The organism is Pseudoalteromonas sp. S2755, from assembly GCF_005886535.1.
Classification (GTDB): Bacteria; Pseudomonadota; Gammaproteobacteria; order Enterobacterales; family Alteromonadaceae; genus Pseudoalteromonas.
Window position 1 is genome coordinate 1 of the sequence record NZ_PNDS01000028.1, and the last position, 25739, is coordinate 25739.

Consider the following 25739-nt stretch of genomic DNA (forward strand, 5'->3'; position numbering starts at 1 on the left):
AAATTAAATGGTGCCGACTATCCGAGTCGAACGGATGACCTACTGATTACAAGTCAGTTGCTCTACCAACTGAGCTAAGTCGGCACACTAATTCGTGTACCATGCAGTTTCTGCATGCACCACATTGCTAATGCAATGATTTTAATCTGGTGCCCAGAGGCGGAATCGAACCACCGACACGAGGATTTTCAATCCTCTGCTCTACCGACTGAGCTATCTGGGCGTGCGGCGTATTAAACGGGTTTTGCGGTTCTAAGTCAACCCTTTTTTTAAATACATTTATCGTTTGCACAGTTTTCAGACAAAGCGGTTAAAATACCGCTTTTTCGATGAAAAAACGCCCGACTAGCCATGTTTTACTGTATTTATCGACTTATATCTATGAATAACGCAAACCGCTCTAGACCTAAAACAAAGAAAAAGGCGTCACTTAAGAGAAATATGTGCTTAAAGGAATAAAATAGAATGGAGATACATATTCTATCTCATTCCCATAGCGAAGCTCGACAACAAGGTTTATCAATCCTGTTTAGAGATTGTCTTTATGTTGCGCTTCAAATCTTTGTTGCATGACCTGTATCGCTTTTTCTACCGCTTGTTTTGCATTACTCGTATCACCGTTTGTTACCGCTAATATCGCTATGTTCTTTTCTGGCAACACTAAGTTGTCTAAATAGAAGGTCCCAGTAAAGCCATTGTGATGAAAGCTATTGTTGTTTGGAGTAAGGATCCAGCCTAAGCCATATTCTGGGCTAACCGGTGTGAGCAGTCGCGTATATGAATTAGCACCAATCAAATTATCACCACCTCTGGCACCCTCGAGATAAGCACGTAAATAGTATGACAAATCGGCCAAGGTCGTACTGACTAACCCTGCTGGTCCAACAACGTTTGGTAGATCGACCCTGTCGGCCGGTGTTATTGGATGCCATTGCCCTTCTCGCATCTGATGACCACTCGGCTGCCCTTCTGGATCTCCATAGCTAGCAGGCCCAAATCCAATATTTTCCATTCCAAGAGGAATGAACACTTCTTGCTTCACTAACGCTTCCCATGATTGCCCCGTCACACGCTCCAACATATGACCTGCAACAACATAACCTGCATTGCTATATAGATAGGTTCCGTGAGTCACTTCTGGTTGTGTCGTTAACGCCTCTTGAGTCCACGAATATCTTTGCTCGATCATGCCACGTTGATCTAAATGCCACTGACCAGAATACATGGAGTCAAGATCGCGCTTTAAGCCTGAAGTCATCGAAAGCAGTGCCGTTAATGTAACAGACTCAAATTCAGGGTTAATTTTTCCGATTAACTCAGGAAAAACATCACTCACCCGACTGTCAAATCGAATTAACCCCTGCTCAACCAAACGAGCAGCTACGGTTGCTGTCATGGACTTACTGAACGAACCAATCGACCAATTATCAAGTTTGGTGACCAGAGCTTGCCCTGTGCTCACTCGCACACCAGCTACATCAAGCTCAATCAACTCATCCCCATAAACGATAAACCCGCCAAGTGCGGGCATAGCAAACTCAGCCCGGATTGCTTCCAGTTGTTCGTTGAGTAGCCCGTCTCCCACCTTGCCATAGCGCGGCGGAGTGACGGCAATGTCTTCATTAGCACTCTTTTCAATAACAATAGAATTGTCACTGTTATTACAGCCAGTTAGTAAGGCGCAGCCCAGCAGTGTAATAAGCCAACCAAACGCCAGCCGACTTTGACGTAGAAACATGAGATATCCTTATAAGTATTAGGTTGAACGAATACTACTTTATAAAAACGTTACGTAAAATTTAATTTTTATTAAAGTTTAATGCTTTACACATCACAGGTGCAGTTAAAATTATCGAGATAACAACCTGATTATTCTAAGATTTAAAACAATCAGATGATCCCAGCCTATTGCCACTATTGATTGAAAAACGAGAGGTAAAAACTTGTCGAAGGTGATAGGATTACTACAACTACTAAGTATAAATAATTCTTTTGGGATTAAGCATGGCAAATAGCGCGAATACCAATGCAAATGGACAGATACTTTTTTTATTTATCGCAATACTGACTGTTGGACTATGCAGCGCCGCTGGTGCTTACCTACTGCCAAAGCAAGCTGACGTCCCTACCGCACCAACCGTGAACCTACAGCAACAAGCAACAACAGTTGCAACTCCACTTGCCAAGGTGGTCACACAGCACGGCTTTGACAGTGCCAAACAGATTGTATCCGCATTATTGTCATCTAACGAGCGTTTGGGTGCCTATTTGTATGTCAATACGGGGATGGGGCAACCAAACCTAGTATTTCAACAAAGTACAGGTGAGCAAATCATTGCATTGAATCGCAAAGAGTCTTATAACAAAGATACAATGCAGGTATATCACATGCCACTGCAACTAGATGAGCAAAACGTTGGTGAACTCATTTTGACCTATACACCACCTGTTGCTACTGCATCATCAAGCGATCCATTTATTGCCTATATACTGCTCGCTGCTGCCATTATTAGCGCCTTGATGATTGTGGTGGTTGCTATTCGTAGGCTTTCTGGCGCATCAAGTAACGATACTGAAGAGCTTATCTCAGAAATCAATCGTCTAACAATGGATAAAAACTATAAGTCGACGGTTGGTACTTATTATGGTGGTGGTCTGGCTGAGGTTGCTGAAGCGATAAATGCGTTGTTAAAGCAAGTACAATCATCCATAGAGTCCGATCAAGCAACGCAAAACGAGTTAAAACAGCTTCAAGAAAGCCTTGAAACTGAAGTTCAAGCCCGCACGCTGGCGTTAGAAAAAGCGATTTTAAATGCGGAGCGTGCAAGTGATGCAAAAACCACTTTCTTAGCCACGATGAGCCATGAGATCCGCACGCCAATGAACGGCGTCATTGGTACTATTGATTTACTGCGTCAAACCGATCTTGATGGTGCTCAACACCGCCTCACCACGATTATTCGCGACTCAGCATTCTCTTTACTTGGTATTCTCGATGATATTCTCGACTTTTCTAAAATTGAGGCAGGTAAATTACGCATAGACAACAGTGCTTTCTCGGTGGCTGAAACCACAGAGGAAGTCGCACGTGTACTTTCATCAGTAGCGAAAAAACGTAAGTTAGACTTACAGCTGTTTATTGCTCCTGACATTCCAACGAACTTAGTTGGTGACACCGTTCGCGTTAGGCAAGTACTTTATAACCTGTGCAGTAATGCCATTAAGTTCACAACTACAGATGATTCAACCCAAGGTTATGTAAAAATCTCCGTTGAAGTTGCACAAAACACCTCGGAGCATTACACCTTACGCTTTACCGTCACTGACAATGGTAAAGGCATGACAAAAGCTCAGTTGAGAGAAATTTTTAATCCGTTTATTCAAGCTGAGGGCTCTATCACCCGCGAATTTGGCGGTACAGGACTAGGCCTTTCTATTTGTAAAAGTTTAATCGAACTCATGCTAGGTAGTATCCATGTTAACTCGGATATTGGCATGGGAAGTGAGTTTGTTGTGGAATTGCCATTTAGTGTGGATGGCAAAGTAAATTACGCGAATAAGCAATTGTTAAACGGCCGCACTGTTGCCCTACTCACCCCAAATAATGAGAGACGCACTATTTTAAATCGCTACCTTTCATTTATGGGTGCGAGTGTGATTGCTATCGATGAAAGCGAAATAACCGAACACCAGCACGAAGATAAACTTATTTGGGTGCTAGATGGTTTAGACGGCATGGACAAGGTCAATGAAGAGCTAAGAACTGTCGTTTATTCGCTTGAGAAAAACGAACAGCAAGTTGTTGTCCTAAGTAAAATGGACGAAGCCGCCCTTAATCACAAAAATATTTTCTACCTCAATGCATCACCGTTATGTAAGTCTAGCTTTATGACGGCTATTTTAGTTGCTGCCGGGTTGCATAAACCAAAAGATATTAAACCTTCGCGCACTATCAACGACTTTTTAAGTGTTGATGAAGCAAGAGCAACCAACAAACTGGTGTTGTTAGTTGAAGATAACGTATTAAATCAGCAAGTGCTGACCGACCAATTACACCTGTTAGGCTATGGTGTCGAGGTTGCAGAAAATGGCGAGGAAGGTCTAGAACTTTGGAAAAAAGAGCACTTTCCTATCGTACTGACTGATTTACATATGCCGAAGATGTCGGGCTACGACATGGTCAAACATATTAGAGACTATGTAGAAACCGCAACCGATACCATTGAGCAACCATACATCATTGCCGTGACAGCCAATGCATTAAAAGGCGAAAGGGAACGTTGTGAGGCTGGTGGTATGAATGACTACATTACTAAGCCGGTTGAGTTAAATGTACTAGAAGCAACACTCAATAAGTGTATAGAAAGCTTACCAAAAGCACATCAGCCTAGACCAAGTGCTGATCCATCAGCTGCACCAGTAGCCGTTAACCAAGTACAGCCGAGAGCACAACAAGAAACAGAGCTAGAGCCCGAAGTTGATGAAGTTATGGTTGCAGAGCCTGAAGTGATTGAGACTAAAGCCAGCGAACCTGCTCCCGCCATCAACATGGACATGCTTAACAAGTATGTAAATCATGATGAAGCGAAACGAAATCGCTTTTTCCGAATGTACTTAGAACAAAGTAGCCAGTTAACACGGGATGTAAACGGCGCGGTGATCACGATGAGCCAAGACGAAATCATTGAAGCTTGTCATCAACTTAAGTCCATCTCTAAAACTATCGGTGCTGAAAAAGTAGCAGAAACAGCCATAGAGTTCGAGACTTTATGTAAGGAAGGCACGCTTACCACCGATCAGCTGATCCAGATGCGTGATAAATTGGAGCAGGACTTTTTAGCCGCAACCGAGTTTATCCAACAATATTTGAGCCAAGAAGCTTAATGGTGTGGGGGCACTGCCCCCCCGCAATTCCAGCCTCCACTAAGGGGAACAAAAATCAAACAGCAAAGATCAACTGCCCCTAATGGTTACGCCATGCATTTAGATATAATCGCCACCTAAAAGAATGATCCTTCCCTGAATCACTGACCGCATTTTATTCGCTTTCTGACTCCAAACACTTCCCCTATTAATTTTCACTGAGTATACTGACGCGCTTTTTTAAATTAGTTAGTCGTTACATACAACAAACGCTAGTTGAAATAGGTACTGGCCACCCGTTCAAAAAAAGTACAGGCATGCCTGAGCTCAACAAGTAGATATCTGATTAAGGTTTTTACTCGGTGACTCGATAAGCAATGCCAATCTGCATTGAAAAGTGTTCTATTTACCGCGCATCGTTTCTAACGTTGCATGCTAAGTATATGGCTCATTATTCAGTGTTGATTGAAAACATTAGATGCAATAACGCATTCTTTATAAAAATGGCCAGATACAACACATTGATTAGATTAGGAAGTACATATGAATTCAGTTCCGAAGGCCGGAGAATTTCTGGGTCACCCTAAAGGCCTCTTCTTATTATTTGGTACCGAAATGTGGGAGCGCTTTGGCTACTACGGTATGCGTGCCATCTTAGTTCTTTACCTTGTAGCACAAGTACAAAATGGTGGCTTCGGTTGGAGTAATGCCGATGCACTAAGCCTTTACGGCACATTTACGATGGCCGTTTATCTTACCCCGCTGTTTGGTGGTTGGCTTGCAGATAACGTATTAGGTCAGCGCAAAGCCATCATTATTGGTGGTATTTTAATGGCCGCAGGCCATTTTATTATGGGTATTCCTCACAGTGTTGTGGCAGGGCAAGAAGTAAACGTCTTCTACCTTGGCTTGGCACTGCTTTGTCTAGGTAATGGCTTATTCAAGCCTAATATCTCAACGATGGTTGGCGATTTATACCAAGAAGGTGACAAGCGCCGTGACGGTGCATTTACTATCTTCTATATGGGTATCAACTTAGGTGGTGCGTTAGGTCCACTTGTTGCGGGTTATGTAGCTGCAGTAGTTAACTGGCAGGCAGGCTTTATCGCGGCGGGTGTAGGTATGATCATTTCTGTAGTTATGCAGCTTATCTTAAGCCAGAAGTATCTAGGCGATATCGGTAAAGTACCTTCAGCTAAACTTTCTCAACAGATGTCTGACTCTCTGACAAAAGAGCCACTTACAAAGAAAGAAAAAGATCGTATCCGTGTTATTTTCACCATGAGTGTTTTCTCAATTATCTTCTGGATGGGCTTCGAGCAGGCAGGTGGCCTGATGAACCTATTCGCAAACGACTATACCAACCGTATGTTTATGGGCTTTGAGATCCCGGCTTCTTGGTTTCAGTCTCTTAACTCTATCTTCATCATTGTATTTGCGCCATTAGTAGCGATGATCTGGTTAAAACTAGATAACAAAGAGCCAAACTCTCCGGTGAAGTTTGCCATTGGCCTTGTTTTCCTTGCGTTAGGCTTCTTAACTATGATGCTAGCACTTGCAACAGAAGGTGGCGAAGCCGGTGACACACTGCAGATCAGCATGATTTGGTTAGTGTTATTCTATATGTTCCACACACTTGGTGAACTATGTTTATCACCAATTGGTCTTTCTATGGTAAGTAAACTGGCGCCACTACGTTTAGCATCACTACTAATGGGTATTTGGTTCCTATGTACGGCGGTTGCAAACAAGCTTGCTGGTCTTGTGGGCTCTTTCATCGGTGAAGGCCAAGAAGCGATGGAAAATGCGATGAGCATCTTCATTGGTTTAGGTGGCGTAGCCTTGCTGTCTGCTGTGTTAATGTATCTATTAAGCAACAAGCTTGTAGATTGGATGCACGGCGCTGAGGGTAAGCACGAACCTCATACGCAAAAGCATTACCTTGCAGAAGAACTAGAAGTATCTGCTGAGAAGCAATAATATTTGCTGTAAACCACGCTAATTTAGCGTGGTTTACCCCTTCCATAGCAACTAGATGTAAATATTTAGATACACTTAGCGTCATTTTTCCTCTCAATTTAGCCGTGCGATAAAAATCCTCTCTCTCATATAGCCCATCCATTAAAAACATAAAAACCAAATAAAATCATAGTAATAAAAAAGCAAATTCACGAAATGCCCCGCAAAGTTCCTTGCTGTTTTTAGTCAAAATTTAAGCAAAAATAATTATCGTCACGCCTGTGTCAATTTTGTGTCTTTTTCATGGCAATTGTGCAACTAAATTTACAAAGTCACCTGCTGCTATTTATAGCCTCTAGCTTCCCCTTTGCAGTAATTTGATTAATCATCCAGTCATAAATACTAACAAGTCACCCAGTGCTTAATACGGGAGTAAAACAATGAGTGAAGTAAATAATCCACTAGGCCTAGTCGGCATCGAGTTTACAGAATATGCAACACCAGACGCTGATTACATGGATAAGGTATTCACTGACTTTGGCTTCTCAAAACTGAAGAAATTTAAAGACAAAGATATCGTTTACTACAACCAGCACGATATTCACTTTTTGTTGAATAACGAGCGTGAAGGCTTCTCGGCACAGTTTGCTAAAAGCCACGGCCCGGCAATTTGTTCTATGGGCTGGCGTGTAGAAAATGCGCAAAAGGCATTTGATACTGCGGTTGAGCGTGGTGCAAAACCGGCGACTGATTCAACACACAAAGACTTACCATACCCAGCAATTTACGGTATCGGCGATAGCCTTATCTATTTCATCGAAAACTTTGGCGATAAAGGCTCTATCTACGAGCAAGACTTCGTAGACCTAGATGAGCAAAAGGTTGTTGAAGACAAAGGCTTTAAGCGCATCGATCACCTAACAAACAATGTTTATAAAGGGACAATGGAAACTTGGGCTAACTTCTATAAAGACGTATTTGGCTTTACTGAAGTTCGTTACTTTGACATCAAAGGTCAAAAAACGGCACTGCTTTCCTACGCACTTAAGTCACCATGTGGCACCTTCTCTATTCCAATCAACGAAGGTAAAGATGACAACAACAACCAAATCGATGAGTACCTAGATGAGTACAATGGTCCAGGTGTACAGCATTTAGCCTTTTTGACTGATGATTTGGTTAGCTCGCTAGATAAGCTAGACAAGAGCACCATTGCCACTTTAGATATCGTAGATCATTACTACGACACTATCTTTGACCGTGTGCCTTGGGTTAAAGAAGATAAAGAAAAGATCAAACAGCACCAAATTCTGGTAGATAGCCAAAGCGAAGATTGCTACCTACTACAGATTTTCACTAAAAACCTGTTTGGCCCAATTTTCATCGAAATGATCCAACGTGTTGACGATGGTGGCTTTGGTGAAGGTAACTTCCAAGCGTTATTCGAGTCAATTGAGCGCGACCAAGAGCGCCGTGGCGTGATCTAAGTACACCTATTAAATTAATTAAAAAGCAGCTAGCGATAGCTGCTTTTTGTGGTTTATCAAATTGCTATTACGACTTGAGTTTTTCACTTTTGACCATAACTCAAGTTGAAAGCCAAAATTAAAGGAAGGGCAATGTCTCAAATTAACGAAACACACGACATCCAATTAAAGAGTTGGGTAGCTAGTGCGAATGCGACTGGAACTGATTTCCCTATTCAAAACTTACCTTTTGCAGTATTTCGCCGTAAGAACAGTAACGAAGAATTTCGGGGCGGTGTTGCGATTGGCGATCAAGTACTAGATCTTGGCGCTGTTGTTGACGCTAACCTACTTTCAGGTGATGCAGCAGAGGCTGCAGAAGCGGCAAATGCCCCAGCATTAAACGAATTTATGGGTATGGGCCAGCAGTACTGGTCAGCACTTCGACTTGCACTTTCTCGTGCATTACGTGAAGGTTCTGAGCTGCAATCAAGCCTAGAAGGCGCATTGGTTGCACAAGATGATGTGGAATACGCTTTACCTTGCCACATTGGCGATTACACCGACTTTTATACCTCTATCTATCACGCAACAGCGGTAGGTAGCCTGTTCCGTCCTGATAACCCTCTGCTTCCAAACTATAAATGGGTGCCAATCGGTTATCATGGCCGCTCTTCATCTATTGGTGTTTCAGGTCAAACATTCCCTCGCCCTAAAGGCCAGACTAAAGCACCTGATGCGGATACGCCATCTTTTGGCCCGTGTAAGCGCCTAGACTACGAACTAGAGCTAGGTATTTACCTTGGTAAAGGTAATGAACTTGGCGACTCTATCGCAATTAAAGATGCTGAAGATCACGTTTTTGGTTTTTGTTTATTCAATGACTGGTCTGCCCGTGACTTGCAAGCCTGGGAATATCAACCATTAGGTCCATTCCTTGCGAAAAACTTCGCCTCAACGGTTTCTCCTTGGGTTGTAACCACAGAGGCTCTGGCACCATACCGTACTCAATGGCACCGTGATGAAAACGACCCACAACCGCTGGAATACTTAGAATCAACGCAAAACCGCGAGTCTGGTGCTATTGATATTCGCATGGATGTCTTACTAGAGACTGAAAAAATGCGCAGCGAAGGCGCTAAACCAAGCAAATTGTCTGAATCCAGCTTCAAGCACAGCTATTGGACGGTTGCGCAAATGGTGACACATCACACGGTGAATGGCTGTAACTTTTTACCAGGCGATATGTTAGGTTCGGGTACGCAATCAGGCCCTGAGCACGAAGAAGCGGGTTCATTACTCGAATTATCACGTGGCGGCAAAGAAACCATTACTCTAGAAAATGGCGAAGAGCGTAAGTTCTTAGAAGATGGTGATAAAGTAATTATGCGCGGCTGGTGTGAAGCGAATGGCTATAACCGTATCGGTTTTGGTTCTGTTGAAGGCACAATACTTCCAGCAAAATAATCGCAATTAATTGTGAGTTAATCGCAATTTTATTTACTTTTAAATCAAAGGCATGATGATTTCATGCCTTTTTTTAGTTCTAAAAACTGGAAATTTGACTAAAAATTGTTAGAGTGTAGCGCTGATTTAAATCCGAGGTTGAATGTTGCAAGTACTCAAGCGCCTATATCTAAGGCTGTTTAAGCCAACTCAATTAATTGTTCGTCAAGACGCAACTGTCAAGATGTGGAAATTGCCATCTTGGGTTCAAGCTTGCTCGATTTTGATTTTGCTTGCAGTTGCTATGTGGATAGCCAATGCCTCGCTCAAATTACAAGAAAATGGTGACCTGCTCACTAAAGAGCAACAAAACTTTGCGCAGCTGCAAGCCAAGTGGCAAGCAGAAAAATCACAGCTTCAAGCACAATTAGCACAGCAAAAAGGCATGCTTGACCAACTGTCACAGCAGCACAGTGTGCTTGAGTCATTAGTTGACTCGACCCAAACAACTGACGACAACGTAGCGGAAGGTGAGCTAGAAGAAACATCTTCAGACATTGAAAATCCACAACCAAGCGCTACAGCTGAGTTTGCTCCCCAAGCCAGCCACCTACTCATTCAACAACGACAGCTCAGCGAACAGCTTGGGCAATCATTCAGCGCTGAAATTGCTGCAATGCAACAATCCATCGATAGTGCAGGATTACAATTATCATCTGATTTCTCAGAAGCGCAAGGTGGTCCCTACTTCCAAGCCGACTTAGAATTGGTCGAAGCCAGCTTTATTAATGCCATTGACCAATACGCTGTTTATGCGCAATTATCTACGATGATTGGCCAACTGCCAGATACATTGCCTGTCGCTCAAGAAAAATATTATGTTTCTAGTGCCTTTGGTTTTCGTAAAGATCCTATCACTGGCCGTCGTGCTTATCATAAAGGTATCGATCTCGCAGGTTGGCACAAAACACAGATCGTAGCCCCAGCTTCTGGCACCGTTAAACGAGCTGGGAAAAATGGCGGCTATGGCAACTTTATTGAAATTGAACACGCCAATAACATCACCACACGCTACGGCCACCTTCACACCATCAAGGTAAAAAAAGGCCAGCAGATCAATAAAGGTGACGTAATTGCACTAATGGGCAGCACAGGAAGAAGTACAGCGACACACTTGCACTATGAAGTGATTCAAGGTAAAAAACACCTAAACCCAATTAAAATCGCTCGCGCATTCAATAAGTAACATCTAATTGCAATTACGCTGCGATAGTGAGGCATTCGTGTTTAACTCTTTTAAAAACCAACGAAACGACGTCCCAGCTATTATTGCTCATAGCACTAAAGTCACGGGCGATATTGTCTGTGAAGGTGAACTGCAATTAGATGGCACCGTCCATGGCAATCTCGACATCGAAAAACTAATCATCGGCAATAAAGGTTTAGTACAAGGTAATATCCAAGCCAATGAGCTGACTATATTAGGCAAAGTGGAAGGTGATATTAAGGCTAAACAAGTCACGCTGCTTCCCAGCGCTCAAGTTTTTGGCAACATCGAACACGAAACCCTAACGATCGAAGCCGGTGCGCACGTCGATGGAAAACTAACACACCGTAATGAGCGAGCCAATAACGTCACGGCAATTGACTCTGCTGACGATCAAACTATAAACAATTAAGATCTTCTCGCGCTGATATACATGTTAATGTCGGCGTGAAATACCTTCTCTCCTGCAGTATTAAAAACCTCCACTGGCACAATCAGCTCTTCTTTATCTTGCCATGCTCTTGGGTACTCTATTTGCGCCACGGCATGCAGATCGGTCTCGGCTTTGGCTAAATATTGCACTGACATCCCCTTTGGGATCCAGCGGTGGGTTTTATGATCGATGGTTGCGTCTGTCATGACTCCAGCACATAGCTCCGCAAGATTACACTGTGCAATCGCATGAACCGTACCTATGTGGTTATGAATGGCTTTACGGTTGCGAATGGTCGCCCTACAAACGCCGGGCTTCAATTGTGTGATTTTAGGCTTGATGGTACCAAAGTAAGGAGCTTTACGACATACCGCCTTACTAAACATCCATTTACCAAATGGCAACCAACTCATCCTTTTATAAATTTTTAAAAGTGGTGCAGACATAAGATTTTTCTATAATGATTTTGCTTAAAATTAACACATCTGACCAGTTAATCAACCATCTACAATTATCAGCGAATAAAATATCTTAAAAATTTGCTAAATCGGCGCTTTGTCCTGTTTTTTCTCGTTCTCCACAATACAATAGCGACCAAAAGGAGACGCCATGACCCAATCAAACTCAAAAGCACTGATTTTTATTCTCGCTTTACTTGTTATCTTTTGCCCTTTAGGTATCGATCTCTATCTACCTGCATTTGTGGATATGCAGGCCAGTCTTCAAGTATCGGAAAGCCAAATTCAACAAACAGTGAGTATATATATGCTAGCCGTGGGTCTTGGACAGTTGATAGCAGGTCCGCTTGCGGATAAATATGGTCGTAAGCCGATTGCGCTAGTTGGAATAATTTTATTTGCGCTTGGTGCTATAATGGCAAGCTATGCCTCCACTTGGCCTCTCATGATGGTAGCTCGAGTGCTGCAAGGCTTGGGGGCGTGTGCTACTTTTGTCAGCGCCTTTGCTATTGTTCGTGATAGTTTTGGGCACAAAGGCAGTGGCCAAATGATCACTTACCTCAATGGTATTGTATGTTTTATCCCAGCGTTAGCGCCAATTTTAGGTGCGTGGCTCACTGTCGAATTTGGCTGGCAGAGTAATTTTAGTTTTTTGTTTGGCTTTGCCGTTCTTGGCCTCATCTTAGTTTCTCTTATCTATAAGGAGACTCGCCCCGAAGATACACATTACAGCGGTCATATCCTCGATTTGAGACGTTTTAAGCCAATGCTCAGTAGCACAACTTTCTTATACAATGCCGCCTTAACAATGCTTGGTATGGCAGCAATGCTGGTATTTGTGATTTCGGCTCCGGGGTGGATCATGGCAAAAATGGGCGGCAGTGTTTCCGACTTTACCTTTTGGTTTACTGGCAACGCGGCGTTGAGTATTGTCGCAAGTTTTGTTGCTCCCCACTTCATCAAACGCAATAGCCAAAAGTCATTAACTTTCGGCCTCGCCGTTTTTAGCTTTAGTGGTCTGTTGTTACTGGCTTTGCCACAAACTGAAATAGCGCATTTTGTACTGCCAATGTATATGGCATCAGTTGGCTTTGCATTTACGATTGGAGCAGCCGCTGGTAAAGCCTTATCTGGATTTGCTAAACAAGCTGGGACTGCCTCAGCGTTGATTGGAGTATTACAGATGAGTGGTGCGGGGGTACTTGCAACCATGACGCAACCACTGTTATTGGATGCCCCCATGCAACTAGCCCTGCACTTATTACTGGCGTTACCTTTCTTACTATTACTGGCTACGAAGCATCGCCACCAGCTTCACAGTGCAGCTTAATTAGAATTGATATAATAGCAATTATTAATACAGTTCCTTTATCAATAACTACGATGTATGGTTAGACGTCCTGTCATAACCATACATTATATTAAAGTAATTAAATATTCTTATTAATTCCACAAATCTGCATAATTTACTCTTTACGAGTTCTTGTTATTGGTTATATGCTAATCATCGTTAAAAAGTTGTTAGCTTTTATTAACAATAATATTCACGCAATGTAACTGAGAAAATAACAATGAAATTAAACAAGTTAACTGGGGCACTACTTATCGCAGGCGCTTGTGCTATGTCACAAGCACAGGCATCTGACGATCGATACATCATTCAGGTCGATAACTCGAAAAAAGGCGTCGTAAAAGCACTTGCTAAAAAGCTTGGCGCTGAGCTGCACGTTGATAGCGATGGCTTCTTCGCTGCAACTTTTACTGGCAAAGATCTTAGTCAAGTAAAAGGCTTATTAAACAACCCACACATCAAACTCGTTGAAGCAGACCAAAAGCGCTACCCACTGGGGATTTATAACGACGACGCAGGTAACCCAATGCAGCAACAGGTTACACCGTATGCGGTGTACCAATCACAAGCAAATCAACTGACTTTCGATGCGAACGCAGGCATGAAAGTATGTGTGATTGACTCAGGTCTTGACCAATCAAATCCTGATTTCATTTGGGGTAATATCACCGGTGATAATGACAGCGGCACAGGTAATTGGTATGAAAATGGCGGTCCACACGGCACACACGTAGCCGGTACTATCGGTGCTGCTGACAATAATATTGGTGTCATCGGCATGGCACCTGGCGTGCCAATGCACATTATTAAAGTATTTAACGCAGAAGGTTGGGGCTACTCTTCTGACCTTGCTCACGCAGCAAACCTATGCTCACAAGCAGGTGCAAACATCATCAATATGAGTTTGGGTGGCGGTGGCTCAAATAATACAGAATCAAACGCATTTGAAAACTTCCGTAATGCTGGTGGCTTAGTGGTTGCGGCAGCTGGTAACGATGGCAACAATGTTCGTTCATATCCTGCAGGCTACCCTTCAGTAATGATGATCGGTGCAAACGATGCAGATAATCAAATTGCAGACTTTTCTCAGTATCCAAGCTGTACTTCTGGTCGTGGAAAACGCGCGACTAACGACGAGCATATTTGTGTAGAGGTAACTGCAGGCGGTGTTGATACACTTTCAACTTACCCAGCAGATATGGCAACTTCTTCAAGCATGACTGCTGACGGTGCGGCGTTTGCAAGTTCAGCAATGGAAAACAGTGGTAGCGCGTCAGGCCCGCTTTACTTTATGGGCACAGCTGAAACAACCAATGGTGCTGCAAACGGTAAGGTATGCCTAATTGACCGTGGTAATATTTCATTCCACGATAAAGTAGCAAACTGCGAAGCATCTGGTGGTATCGGCGCGATTATCGTAAATAATGAAGCTGGCATGCTATACGGCACTTTAGGTGATACTAACAGCACATCAATCCCAGCGGTTGGCGCTGCATTTGAAGATCGTACTGCGTTAATAGCCGCTACAAACGCGAACATCAGCATTGGTACGAGTGATTATGGCTTAATGAGCGGCACGTCAATGGCAACTCCTGCTGTTGCAGGTCTTGCAGCATTGGTGTGGTCTAACCACCCAGAGTGTACTGGTGAAGAAATCCGAAGTGCATTAAAAGCAACCGCAGCAGATGCAGGCGCCGCGGGTAAAGACGTGTACTTTGGTTACGGTATCGTTAAAGTAGCAGATGCGAGCGCTTACTTAACCGCTAACGGTTGTGCTGGTGGCGGTACAGGTTCAGGTGACGGTGATAACACGACAAGCGTTGAGCTTTCAGCTTCGGGTTATAAGCAAAAAGGTAACAGTTATGTTGACTTAAGCTGGAACGGTGCAAGCACGTCACAAGTCGATATTTATCGTAACGGTAGTAAAATTGTCACAACTAGCAATGATAATAGTCATACAGACAGCATCAGTGTTAAAGGCGGCGGTACATACGGCTACCAAGTGTGCGAACAAGGTAGCACTGCGGCCTGTTCAGCAACACAAACTGTTGTGTTTTAACTCCCAACCAATTCAAGAATGCCAGTCTTTTGATTGGCATTTTTTATTCTACTACTCTCCCCCACCTTTTGTTGATAGCTTGTTCAGCTCCCTCTTTAGATCTGGATAAAACGGGTAAGCTAGTAACCACAGAGATTTGTTCATTTCCATTTCACTTCTACACTCTATAATGGATTTGGACAGTCACAGAAGGAGTTCATAAAATGAGTACATCGGGTTATACCCCACCTAAAGTTTGGCAGTGGCCATGGCAAAGTGGCGATGGTAGTAAATTCGCAAATATCAACCGCCCTACTGCAGGCGCAAGATTCGAAAAGTCCCTACCGCAAGGCAAACACCCGTTACAACTCTACTCCCTCGCAACCCCAAACGGCGTGAAAGTGACTATCTTGCTAGAAGAGCTTTTAGCAGCCGGGGTAAAAGAAGCAGAATATGATGCCTTTTTAATTAATATCATGGAAGGTGAGCAATTTAGCTCAGGGTTCGTTGCACTTAATCCAAATTCTAAGATCCCCGCGTTATTAGATACCAGCACCAAGGAACCTACCAAAATCTTTGAGTCTGGCTCAATTTTGCTTTATTTAGCTGAAAAGTTCCAAAGGTTTATTCCACAAGATCCCACAAAACGCACCGAGTGCCTCAACTGGTTATTTTGGCAAATGGGGGCTGCGCCGCTTCTTGGTGGTGGATTTGGTCACTTCTATGCCTACGCACCCGAGCACTACGAATATCCAATCAACCGCTACACGATGGAAGTGAAGCGCCAACTGGATTTACTGAATCAACATTTAGCCACAAGAGAATATATTTGTGGCGATGAATACACTATCGCTGATATAGCAATCTGGCCGTGGTATGGCGTGCTAGCCCAAGGACACCTATATGATGCGGCAGAGTTTTTAGACGTTAATGGCTATGAACACGTGATCCGATGGGCAGGACTCATCGCCTCAAGAGAAGCGGTCAAACGCGGAAAAATGGTAAATAAAACATGGGGAGAGCCTCATGAGCAGCTTCATGAAAGACACGACGCCAGCGACTTTGATACCAACACCCAAGATAAATTAGAGCTATAGCCTTACCTTGGTTTAATTCTTGGTTTAACAAGGGTTAGCCTTATCTTTCGGGTTTGATTAATCAGATTTAATCAAACCCGATTGTCTGTGTATCAGAAAAGAATAGTGTTAGCACCTTGCTAGAAGCGTAAAACGCTTTGGTGGTATTCTTCAACGGATTTGTAGCACTTTAGTCAGCACTTTCTTATTAGAGCGTCGAACACATCTGCATTAGTGTTTACCCAAAGATATGAAATCCACTATGTAATCTTCCGACGAACGCGACTAAACCGCTTCCCATTATCACACCTATCAGAAGCGTTCCGAAAATAAGACATACATAGAGTAGTGTCCAAGCACTGGAAACTTTTGACCCCGCCTGCTCCTCTGAAGTATTGTCGAAACATCGGTAGATTCTACGCAGGCTTCTTTCCACCCCAAAAACAGTGCCACCGATCAAGCCAAAAAGCAGTGCGACCGCGAAAGTAATAACCCGATACTCTGCATTATCAAAACCATCCCATAAAAGAATAGTCCCATTGATCAAAGCTAACCCAGTACAACCCCATGAGGCAAGTAGATAGATTGTCAGCATGCGTGTCATTGATTACCTACTTCGGAGAAATGACTATTGAAAAAGTCTATTAGCGCTAACGATTGTACTTCAGTTTTATATCCTTCAATATCGTAAAACTTAACCACGTTTTCGTCGGAAAAATAGCTAACAAAGCAAGACTGTTATCTCTTGATAGCTTATTAAGAATTAACCGAGATGTTTCTAATTCTGGAAATTTCACCTAAATTCTCTTTGAATTAACGTCCGCATTAAGGTGTGAGCAACGCTACCACCCTACCTAAACCATTGTGCCGTAAACACTAAATTCAAAGCAAACCGAAAATACAAAGCGTTGGGAATCCGTCTTAAACGCTTTGTTAACTAGCACTTACAGTAGTCTGTCTTGATACTCATGAATGACTTGTAACTCAACCCCAACTGTCGCTAAAAGATGACTAATAGCGATTAACCTAAGTAAGTGCCCAATCTCCACATAATCAGACAAATTTAGCTTATTCATCATTTTTTTACTTTGCGTCAGATGCGCAATTTCATTCCTGACTGTACTTAAGCTTTTACCAACTGTATCTTTGCTGGCTTTGGCGAGAAGCACTTCTAAATTATTAATTAACTTAGTGCAGCCATAATGGCGGATAGGATTTTCAAACCTAGTATCTTTCGACATACCCAAAGAATGATTAATTGACTCTAACTGAGTGATATACAAAACGATATCACTGTAAGCTGAGTGGAGGGTTCGGAAATTCGTTTCAAACATTAAAGTTGTCGAGATAACTCGAAACTCTTCATAGTGTTGAAGCCAGTTAGGCACTACTTCTTCTAGACTCACTTTCTTATTATTAATTGGTAGATGAAAGTGATTGCTTTTTGAAGTAGCCACCTCCAATGTTCTCGACTCAACAAACTGGGATGATAGTAATTGGATTCGGTTTTGGTTGTAAATAAACTCTACTACATCTAGCAGAATAGGCTTAAACATAAACACAGAAAACAATGATGATATTTTATAGAGGTCATCATAGATGTTTTCAACTGACTTAGCGTTGTTTGCACTGTATTCAAAATAATATTCGAGGGATTTTCGCAGTAACACTGATTGCTTCGGATATCTATTTGTAAGTTCCTCGATTGAGTCATGTAGCTCACGTGCCAGATCACCACTATCAATTTCAGGAACTATTACATTTCTAAGATTACTATCAACACTATGCCCAAAAGCCTCATGTTTTACGTTCAATTGAAACTCTTTAGAACGGATCTCATGCAGGTTACCGTCTTCAAATGCAACAAACAGTTCATGGCCTTTGTTGAAAAAGAAATCTTGCATATGGCCAAACGTAAAATGGCACTTTTCTAACTTGGTATCTTTATCGATAAAATCACCAACTAGAAGATGCTGAAATCCATGACGTCCAAATTTTGTATTGATACTACCAAAACGCATTGTCCCACCCGAAAAATCAAACGGGCCGATCAAAGTGCACTTCTTACCGTTATCCAATATTGCAAAAAGTCTCTCTGCTTCCCGAGGTAAGCGCGAATCTGAAATACTGTATGTTAAGACCAAACCATTTTCTGGAGAAAACGACACTTTGCCTGCGAACTTAACTTCATAAGAATCTTCGGCAAGAAAGAATTCGCCAAAATACTCGCACGACTCATACGAGCTTAGTTTCTTTTTAGAACTCACTGCGATGTACCCCAATATTGATGCTAGTTAACACCATGATAAGAGGCGTCTTAATGTTGGCTAAAATCAGTGAGGAACGAACACCCAGCCAACATTAAGACGTCCATTTCCTTTACCATCTTGTTAGCTATACTTTAACTCTTCATCTGTAATTACAAGTGCGTCATCAACTGCTTCTCCATCTAGAAGAGAATATAAGACGTAGTAACCAACCTCTTCGTCATCTAATACAACGCTTAACTGCGTTTCAATATATGGATATTCCAAGGTATCACTTTTAAAGCACAATTTGTGAGAGTCAAATTCGAACTTTAATCGTGACTTGATTTCACTTTCAAGGTCGAAATCCTCAGAATTCACCCAGAATTGAGCTCCATCCATAGCCCTAGATTCGAGCCCTAACTCATCAGCTACTAAACTAATTTGTGCCACTAATTTCTGATTTTTACTCATAGCCTATTTGTATAGCTAACGCCCGATTAACGGGTAAAAAATTGTGGGCTAAAATTGAGCAAAGCGAATAGCCCGAAAGTTTTTTATCCCTGTTTAATTGCTTGTTATGTCACTTGCTAGCGCACGATGAACTCTTTCCATCAAACTACGATAATGCCTATGATTTTCTTTTGACGGGCTTCTCATCATAAATTCTTCTGTTTCCATTAGGAGGTAGTGCAAACGTTCATTTCGCTCCCCCTCTGGCATTCGTTTGTTATTTACAATGTTCGTAAGTTCATTTGATATACGCTCATATTCAATCATCTCAATTGAAGATTTACTGCCAACCCCACGAATAGCCATATTCTCGACTAGACTCTTCATTTGTCTCATTTCGGCATGCATCACATCTAGAGATAGCAGTTCTCTGTTGTGTTCAATATCTGGCAATTGAGCAGGTGAATTTAGTGCCAAAAGTTTAACGATAGAGTTTACATTACCTTGCTTTCCGTCAGCTTCAAACGTAGCTTCAATTGAGTCTTTTAGTTCTTTTTGAATAGATAATACATCGTGATACTTCATCTCTTTGCAGTATTCGAGGTATCGAAGTGGAGCAATATCGAATATTTTGGGGGTACCTTTCTCTTGAATTAACACAACTGGTTTGTCAAAAGCCTGCCTAATTCCTAGTTCGAAAAGTACATTTGGGTTCCTATTACTTAGATCACAAATTGCAATTGGAGCTTCAATAAGCTGTTTTAAGATATCAAGATGAATCAAGTTGGTTTGTTTGACTTCATCCGCACGTACTGGCTTGAATCCAGCCATATCACAAGCAGGCGAAATTATATTGTCATACACATGCTTAAAATGCCCGTTAGGATAACCCTCGGCATCGGCTATTGGCATGATGATAAAGCACTCTTTATTATCTTTTACTACTTTAGGCTTTGGATTCGCCATGAATACTCCTTGTGACATAACACTTTAGTATTTATGCGACATGCAGTTTGTGTTGCATAGTCGCTTGTTGGACTGAGCTGCTACCTGCTCGGTGTGACAGAGTTGGTGTTGTTTATGCTATAGGAATTTGCTTTTTAGAGGCTCTCACTTTCCTAGCTAGTGTAATCAGTTTAGCTAGTGTTATGTAAGCTTTCCCTGCATCGCATCGCTCAGCGCTTATTATGTATTCATTACACCTAAATTTTCCTTAATAATCAATTATATTTTTTTAGCGTACAGAGGCCGCTAGCCTGAGCAATTAAGCATGTTAAGTACTTGGTTTTACACATCAGTCCTAATCAAGCATCCCCTCCTTGGCTTATATCAAAGCGCATCCATGCGCTCCTCGTTCATTCTTTTTAAACGACGAAAAAGAACGAACCAAGAAAACGTCGCCCCAGCATCACACTCAATCCTCAAATCTTAAGCTGATATAGTGCAACCGTCTTGTAAGGCACGTCCATGATGCCAGACAAGACTTGGCCGACGTCCTGTCGGTACATTGCATATCGGCTTATGCTTTTCGGGTGTGATGGAGGGGAAATCGCGCTGTCTGTTAGTTCTGGTTTTATCTCCTGAAGCAGCTAAGTCACTTACAAGCACCAAAAAAGCTCTCAGCACCGTTTTCCTCCCTCATCACACCCGAAAGTAAAGTGCCAATGAGTCATTTCAACGCATGGATGCGTGAAAAGCTGTGACAGGGACAGGGATGTCCCTTACACAGCGGTGACGTTCATATTGGCAATTTACTTGAGGAGTCAGTGTGATGTTGGGAGTGCCCTTTCTTTTGCATACTTGTTCTTTGGGCATCAAAGAAAAGTATGTCGTAGCCCATGGATGGGCGTCGAAACCTGTCAGGAGGACGGGCTGACTTTACGGTAAATTTCGAGCTACCAGCCGTTAGCAACATAAACCTCCATGTTTAATATCAAAGCGCATCCATGCGCTCCTCGTTCATTCTTTTTAAACGACGCGATCGAGCGAACCAAGAAAACGTCGCCCCAGCATCACACTCAATCCTCAAATCCTAAGCCGATATAGTGCAACCGTCTTGTAAGGCACGTCCTTGTGCCTGACAAGACTTGGCCGACATCCTGTCGGCACATTGCATATCGGCTTATGCTTTTCTGGTGTGATGGAGGGGGAATAAGTTGCTTGTGAGATCTTCTACTATTTTTGCGATAAAGCTGTTTGCAAGGGTTGCAAAAACTATCAGCATAGCCTCCTGATTAGCAGTGCATATAGTTTTGTGGGAGGTGGTTTACCCGCCGAGCTGTTATGTTTTTTCGGGTGTGATAAAGGGAAAATGGTGTTGCCTGTAAGCTTGGATCTTACCTAAGCAGCTGAACTTTTAGGCTAGGTTGAGCATCATGATTCAATATTACCCAAAACAAAATCTTAACAATTCAGTGATGTAGATTTCGCCAGAACCCTGTATTATAAGCCTGTTAAAAGCTTAGGAACGGGTGCGCCTGTAATTGAAGCGAATGGATACTAAAATCAATAACTGTGCTTATGGAACTTTTTGCGCGAATGGAATGATATTATGATCAAGAAAACCGCCATCATCATTGCAATATTGGCTGCTATTAGCGGCTGTAAATCGCTAGTTTATAAAGGTAATAAACTTTACGAAGCGGGAATGTACCGCCAAGCTGCTGAATATTATTCACAAGCACTCGCGGAAGACCCAGAGGATCTTGAAGCGAAACAAGGTTTAACACTGGCGCGAGATAAGCTTATAGATAAAGGTCTTATCGATGTACGTATGCTGCGCTTGGCAAATAACTACACCGCTGCTGCAACTAGGCTTGAAGAAATCGTAGAGAACCAAGCACAATGGCAAATGAAGCCGACTGGCGCGATGGCAAATACCCAAAGAGAAGAACTGGATTACGCGAGACAGTGGCTGCTCGATGAAGCCCGTTCGATATCAAATACGCCCTATCCCGACAAGTTTAAGCTGTTTGAACATAACTATCGCCATCTGATCGGCAATGCGCAATTAGCAAGCGCCATGAGCACCCACTATGACACGCTAAGAACGCAAGCGCAGAAAAAGTGTGATGAACTTGCAGGACAGGTCAGTGGGCAGCGCTTCTATTTAAAAAGTTTTACGGAAAAATACTGTTTAGCGTGGCAAACTCCAAAACGTTTACGTGTAGACAACCAAGATAAAAGTCGTTATTTTGCGATGAACATACGGGATCGTGTCGATATTGGCTTGCGCTTTGGCAACTCAATCAGAGGACAATATGGCGCATTTATCTCAAGCCTAAATACGGCATTTAATAATAGCCTCTGGTTTGATAGTGATGGCAGTCAACAGCTTTCATTAGAGTTATATGCAGATGCAGACTATTACCGCACTAGCAATCAATACATCCAGCGTAAGCATTATCAACAGGAAGTTGAACGACCAGACCCAAATAACTCAGATAAGACACACACCGTTGAAGTCACAAGAGAGTTCACTTACCCGGTGACCATCTACGATGAGAAATTTGATATCAACGTTAGTTATGAAGCGAGTTTAGCCCATCGTTATATCAAAGGTAGTGCAAGCGATAGTAAGCATAATAAAACCCGCGCGCATCAGGCTGATTTTGAGCAACTTGATATCACCCCACTGTCTCCTGACTTTCTTAATCTTTCACAGATAACAGAAAAGACCTTTGACGCATTACTTAAAAAATTCTCTCAAGATCTTACGCTAACTTGGAAGCAAAACTACTGTGGACAGGCACTTGGCACCAATAAAGGTGAAAATATTCTACGCTGTGCCAAGCTTGAGCCCGAGCATGACTATATCAACCGTTGGTTTGACCAGCACTTTGGGATCAAGTACTCAGAAATGACGACTTTATACGGTATTTAAGGCTTAGAATGGATTTTGAAACTCGCCAAAAAGTCGAAAAATGATTATATTGTGCCAACTTTATTTGTATTAGGAATTAAGCTATGCCAAAGGCAAGTGAAATAAAAAAACATGCCGCGATCGAGTATAACGGCCGCGTAATGATTGTTCGTGATATTGAGCGCTCAGTACCACAAGGTCGCGCTGGCGGTAGCCTATACCGTATGCGTATGTACGATGTAGTAGATAACTCTAAAGTAGATGAAACGTTTAAAGCGGAAGAGATGCTGACACTTGCAGATCTTAACCGCCGTCCTGCAATGCTCTCATATGTAGATGGTGATGAATATGTGTTTATGGATGATGAAGACTACACGCCATACCACCTAAATAAAGAGTCTATTGCTGAGCAATTGCTATTTATTGATGAATCAACTAAAGGTTTATCTATCGTCGTAGTTCAGGGCATGCCTGTTTCTATCGACTTACCTTCAAGCGTAGAGCTTGTGATTGAAGATACCTCTCCTTCAATCAAGGGCGCATCTGCTAGTGCTAGAACAAAGCCTGCGACATTAACGACTGGCCTTGTTGTTCAAGTTCCTGAGCATATTTCAAGCGGTGACAAAATTAAGATCAACACTGCTGAATCTAAGTTCATGGGCCGTGCAGAATAAGTCCATTGCACTTTTGATAGCGAGCCGTAGTGCTCGCTATCGTCTAAAAATCCCCAAACTTTCTTTGCCGTAGTAGCTTTCTATAATTTTGGCCTTACTCTTAAAAATCGCGCAAAACGCGGTTTACCAAACTTAGTATATCCTTGATATCGATAGGTAATTTGGCTACCAATCGGTGGTGGTGATGCGCGCTCTTCGTCGCTAAACCCCGACCCAATTTTAAACTCCATACCTTGTTCATCTCTCACCAGTAGCGATCCCATCATCCCTTGGTACTTTCCCTTACCGGGTAAATGCCTAATCACGATGGCTTCGTCATCAAGGTGCGGCTTGTATTTTAATACGTTGGTTGTTCTTCCATCTTCATGCTTGGCATTTTTAGCATGCAAAATAACTCCTTCACCACCTCGCTTTAAGACACCATGATAATAGTCGTTTAGCTCATCAACGGAGCCAAATGATAGCTGCTTGACGGGTTTAATGTGTGATAACTCAATATGGCTTAGTAGGCTTAAGTAACGCTCATGACGCTGGGAGAATATTTCTGTAGAATTTGGCGCATCAAATACATAATAAGTCACTTGACGCCAGTGCTCATTATTAGGCGAATGGCGCCTTGCAATCGCGCTCACAAAAGCGAAGTTATTGTACCCAGCCCACAACTCGCCGTCTAACCATGTATCAGGTAGTCCCTGCGTAAACCAGTCTGGTGCCTTAATTAAATGACCACCACGCGTACGCAGTTGCGAGCCATCCCAAATGGCCCTAACACCATCGAATTTTTCACTAACAAGATAATTAGAAATATCTTCGTCGCCTTGATATACCGAAGCGAGCTGGATTTTTGTGTGGGTTTCATTTCCATAAAGGAGATTGGAAAAACCTAATAATAGACAGAATAAGAATGGTACATATCGCATAGCATAATCCTTTGCAGTGGATAGTTAATACCAGCGAATTGGTGCATTGTTTGCGTTCGCCGATATTAAAGATTAACAAATTTCACACTTAAAGATTACACAAGAATCGACGTTTGTAAAATCGAACAACTTTGACTAAAAGTCCCTGTTTATACCAATTGTTATTACCTTTCAGGGCAAAGCCAGTCAAAAACCGCTTCTAGATCGGTAAATGAATGATCGGCAAGACTTAAATCTTGTTTATTAGAGTGCATATTTGGCACGACAACCGCGGTTAACCCAGCTTCCTTGGCTGAAGTTAATCCTGTGCAGGTGTCTTCTATTGCCACGGCTTCGTGTGGCGCAATGTTTAGCGCAGCGAGTGCCTTGCGATAAGGTTCTGGATGAGGCTTCGGCTGTTCGACGTCGTCTTTGCACACAATGACAGAGAATAACTCTAATAACCTATAATGTTTTAAAACAGGAAGCGCTTCTGCTTTGCTACTTCCTGTCACGAGTGCGATTGGACAACGCGTTGAGGTTAATTCAACCACTTGCTTTGCAAAATACATTAACTTAGGGAGTACTTCCGCAGCAGTTGCGACAAAGACAACATTTTTTTCATCACATAAATCGCGGGCAGAAGGCACAAGTTGGTGTCTTTCTTTGAGTATATGCGCGGCTTTAAGCGTTGGTACACCCGAAAACTCATCACAAAAGTCATGCTCCGTATAAGTAACCTGATACGGGGCTAACACCTTCATCCAACTTTGGTAATGGAGTGCTTCTGAATCAACTAATGTACCGTCAAAATCAAATAAAACTGCCTGAAAACGCATTTACACTCCTTAATTTGGTTGTATTAATTAACCGTTGATCCCTGCTGGTGGCTCAGCAGTGGCTTCTTCACCGCTATCAACTTCAACTAATGTATAGCCTCGTGGCTGTCTAATCACTTTTAGAATTGGCTTATCGAAAGCTGACTTCAGTCTATCTGCATCCGCTTGCAACTCTTCCATCGAACGACCAAAGGGTGCTGCACCCGTTTCAGACCAATTCGTTACCTTACCATTTAAGTTATATTCCACTTCATGGATTTGATATAAAGCCGCTTCGTCTTTTGTTGCTTCACAATATATCACTCGATAATTCCAAAAACCTGACATATCCACTCCTAACATAAAAATTTCATTAAAAAGCCCGCTTAATGCGGGCTTTAGATACTCTATTATAATCACTGTAGCGTGA

General features: G+C 42.5%; 19 protein-coding genes and 2 tRNA genes. 11 read left to right on the top strand and 10 right to left on the bottom strand.

What is annotated here, in order from left to right; all coding sequences use genetic code 11:
* Positions 1–8: 8 nt before the first annotated feature.
* The 3 genes from CWC03_RS05460 to CWC03_RS05470 all read right to left on the bottom strand — a co-directional run bounded on the left by CWC03_RS05460 (position 9) and on the right by CWC03_RS05470 (position 1738).
* Positions 9–84 (bottom strand) — tRNA-Thr (locus CWC03_RS05460).
* A 63-nt stretch (positions 85–147) separates the two neighbouring features.
* Positions 148–223: transfer RNA gene (locus CWC03_RS05465), tRNA-Phe, on the bottom strand.
* Between the two features lie 306 nt (positions 224–529).
* The gene (locus CWC03_RS05470; protein WP_138580898.1) at positions 530–1738 is read right to left on the bottom strand and encodes a serine hydrolase domain-containing protein; all 1209 of its coding nucleotides are present in this window, start codon (positions 1736–1738) and stop codon (positions 530–532) included.
* Between the two features lie 266 nt (positions 1739–2004).
* Here CWC03_RS05470 and CWC03_RS05475 point away from each other — a divergent pair, with 266 nt between their 5' ends.
* The 6 genes from CWC03_RS05475 (at position 2005) to CWC03_RS05500 (ending at position 11413) form a co-directional block, all read left to right on the top strand.
* Complete coding sequence (locus CWC03_RS05475) at positions 2005–4884, top strand: hybrid sensor histidine kinase/response regulator (protein WP_138580899.1); 2880 nt, start codon at positions 2005–2007, stop codon at positions 4882–4884.
* Positions 4885–5406: 522 nt separating this feature from the next.
* Positions 5407–6843 (top strand): peptide MFS transporter, encoded by a 1437-nt coding sequence (locus CWC03_RS05480; RefSeq protein ID WP_138580900.1) that lies wholly within the window; start codon positions 5407–5409, stop codon positions 6841–6843.
* 419 nt (positions 6844–7262) lie between these two features.
* Positions 7263–8309, top strand: coding sequence for a 4-hydroxyphenylpyruvate dioxygenase (gene hppD / locus CWC03_RS05485; RefSeq protein ID WP_138580901.1), 1047 nt, complete (start codon positions 7263–7265; stop codon positions 8307–8309).
* 132 nt (positions 8310–8441) lie between these two features.
* Positions 8442–9755 (top strand): fumarylacetoacetase, encoded by a 1314-nt coding sequence (gene fahA / locus CWC03_RS05490; protein WP_138524834.1) that lies wholly within the window; start codon positions 8442–8444, stop codon positions 9753–9755.
* A 142-nt stretch (positions 9756–9897) separates the two neighbouring features.
* Positions 9898–10980, top strand: a complete 1083-nt coding sequence (locus tag CWC03_RS05495; RefSeq protein WP_138580902.1) for a M23 family metallopeptidase — start codon at positions 9898–9900, stop codon at positions 10978–10980.
* A gap of 37 nt (positions 10981–11017) precedes the next feature.
* Positions 11018–11413, top strand: coding sequence for a bactofilin family protein (locus CWC03_RS05500; protein ID WP_138580903.1), 396 nt, complete (start codon positions 11018–11020; stop codon positions 11411–11413).
* Here CWC03_RS05500 and CWC03_RS05505 read toward each other — a convergent pair.
* Complete coding sequence (locus tag CWC03_RS05505) at positions 11410–11880, bottom strand: hotdog fold domain-containing protein (RefSeq protein ID WP_138580904.1); 471 nt, start codon at positions 11878–11880, stop codon at positions 11410–11412. The genes CWC03_RS05500 and CWC03_RS05505 overlap by 4 nt on opposite strands.
* Before the next feature lie 163 nt (positions 11881–12043).
* Between CWC03_RS05505 and CWC03_RS05510 the strand changes: the two genes are divergently transcribed.
* From CWC03_RS05510 to yghU, 3 genes are all read left to right on the top strand, one after another.
* Positions 12044–13222, top strand: coding sequence for a multidrug effflux MFS transporter (locus CWC03_RS05510; protein WP_138580905.1), 1179 nt, complete (start codon positions 12044–12046; stop codon positions 13220–13222).
* A 241-nt stretch (positions 13223–13463) separates the two neighbouring features.
* Positions 13464–15302, top strand: coding sequence for a S8 family serine peptidase (locus CWC03_RS05515; protein WP_138580906.1), 1839 nt, complete (start codon positions 13464–13466; stop codon positions 15300–15302).
* Between the two features lie 203 nt (positions 15303–15505).
* Complete coding sequence (gene yghU, locus CWC03_RS05520; protein ID WP_138580907.1) at positions 15506–16378, top strand: glutathione-dependent disulfide-bond oxidoreductase; 873 nt, start codon at positions 15506–15508, stop codon at positions 16376–16378.
* 923 nt (positions 16379–17301) lie between these two features.
* Here yghU and CWC03_RS05525 read toward each other — a convergent pair.
* From CWC03_RS05525 to CWC03_RS05535, 3 genes are all read right to left on the bottom strand, one after another.
* Positions 17302–18624: an ApeA N-terminal domain 1-containing protein gene (locus tag CWC03_RS05525; RefSeq protein ID WP_138580908.1), complete on the bottom strand. Its 1323-nt coding sequence runs from the start codon at positions 18622–18624 to the stop codon at positions 17302–17304.
* A gap of 123 nt (positions 18625–18747) precedes the next feature.
* On the bottom strand, positions 18748–19077 hold the full coding sequence (locus CWC03_RS05530) for a hypothetical protein (protein WP_138580909.1): 330 nt from the start codon (positions 19075–19077) through the stop codon (positions 18748–18750).
* 93 nt (positions 19078–19170) lie between these two features.
* Positions 19171–20022: a hypothetical protein gene (locus CWC03_RS05535; RefSeq protein WP_138524075.1), complete on the bottom strand. Its 852-nt coding sequence runs from the start codon at positions 20020–20022 to the stop codon at positions 19171–19173.
* Between the two features lie 1585 nt (positions 20023–21607).
* Between CWC03_RS05535 and CWC03_RS05540 the strand changes: the two genes are divergently transcribed.
* On the top strand, positions 21608–22939 hold the full coding sequence (locus CWC03_RS05540; protein WP_138580910.1) for a tetratricopeptide repeat protein: 1332 nt from the start codon (positions 21608–21610) through the stop codon (positions 22937–22939).
* Positions 22940–23022: 83 nt separating this feature from the next.
* Entirely contained in the window at positions 23023–23592 is a 570-nt protein-coding gene (efpL, locus tag CWC03_RS05545; RefSeq protein WP_010606026.1) for an elongation factor P-like protein EfpL, read from the top strand.
* An 80-nt stretch (positions 23593–23672) separates the two neighbouring features.
* Here efpL and CWC03_RS05550 read toward each other — a convergent pair whose 3' ends face one another.
* From CWC03_RS05550 to CWC03_RS05560, 3 genes are all read right to left on the bottom strand, one after another.
* A complete protein-coding gene (locus CWC03_RS05550) occupies positions 23673–24512 on the bottom strand; it encodes a DNA ligase (RefSeq protein WP_138580911.1) in 840 nt (279 codons plus the stop codon).
* Positions 24513–24676: 164 nt separating this feature from the next.
* Entirely contained in the window at positions 24677–25330 is a 654-nt protein-coding gene (locus CWC03_RS05555; RefSeq protein WP_138580912.1) for an HAD family hydrolase, read from the bottom strand.
* Positions 25331–25357: 27 nt separating this feature from the next.
* On the bottom strand, positions 25358–25657 hold the full coding sequence (locus tag CWC03_RS05560) for a hypothetical protein (protein WP_010374748.1): 300 nt from the start codon (positions 25655–25657) through the stop codon (positions 25358–25360).
* Between the last annotated feature and the right edge of the window lie 82 nt (positions 25658–25739).